Here is a 754-nt window from a genome sequence, read left to right as displayed (position 1 = left end):
CCCGAATCATGCCCGCCCGCGCCGCGTCGGTGGCCGGCACCAGCGGCACGGCCTGGTTGGCGAAGGCCGCGCCGTTGGTGGAGTAGTTCGGGGCCGTGCTCCCCGCCCAGGCGTTGCCATCGAGCGTCAGGGCCGGCCCGCCCAGGTTCACGGCCCGGTAGAACGTGAACGCGCCGCCGCCCCCCGTGGCCGTGAACGTGGCCGTGATGGTCTTGTTGCTGCTCATGCTCACGCTCAGCGGATTAGCGGCGCCCGTGGCATCGCCGCTCCAGCCCGCGAAGGTGAAGCCCGCCGCCGGAGCGGCCGTCAGGCTCACCGTGCTGCCGCTGGCGTACGTGGCCGCGTTCGGACTTCGCACTACCGTGCCACTGCCCGTGGTATTCACCGTGAGCGTGTAAGTGGTGGTGGCAACGGCCGTGAACGTGGCCGTGATGGTCTTGTTGCTGCTCATGCTCACGCTCAGCGGGTTGGCGCTGCCCGTGGCATCGCCGCTCCAGCCCGCGAAGGTGAAGCCTACCGCCGGCGCGGCCGTCAGGCTCACCGTGCTGCCGCTGGCGTAGCTGGCTGCGTTCGGGCTTCGGACTACCGTGCCACTGCCCACCGTGGGGGTGCTCAGCGTGTAGCTGATGGGCGTGCCCCCGGTTTGCTGCCAGAGCTCCACGCCCGAAAAGTTGGGCCAGCCGCCGCTGCTCGTGAACTGCACTTGCCCGGTGGCGGCCAGCGTCACGGCGTAGGGGCCCAGCCGCGCCCAGGT

The 754-nt window shown here is 71.0% G+C and carries 1 protein-coding gene; it reads right to left on the bottom strand.

The genetic code is table 11. The features are described 5' to 3' along the window. The coding region (locus ABD819_RS21415; RefSeq protein WP_345127718.1) for an InlB B-repeat-containing protein at nt 1-754 on the bottom strand (754 nt) is incomplete at both ends.

It is taken from the genome of Hymenobacter antarcticus (assembly GCF_039539545.1).
Taxonomy (GTDB): Bacteria; Bacteroidota; Bacteroidia; order Cytophagales; family Hymenobacteraceae; genus Hymenobacter; species Hymenobacter antarcticus.
The sequence above is the reverse complement of the archived record's forward strand: the minus strand, read 5'-3'. Positions and strand labels throughout refer to the sequence as shown.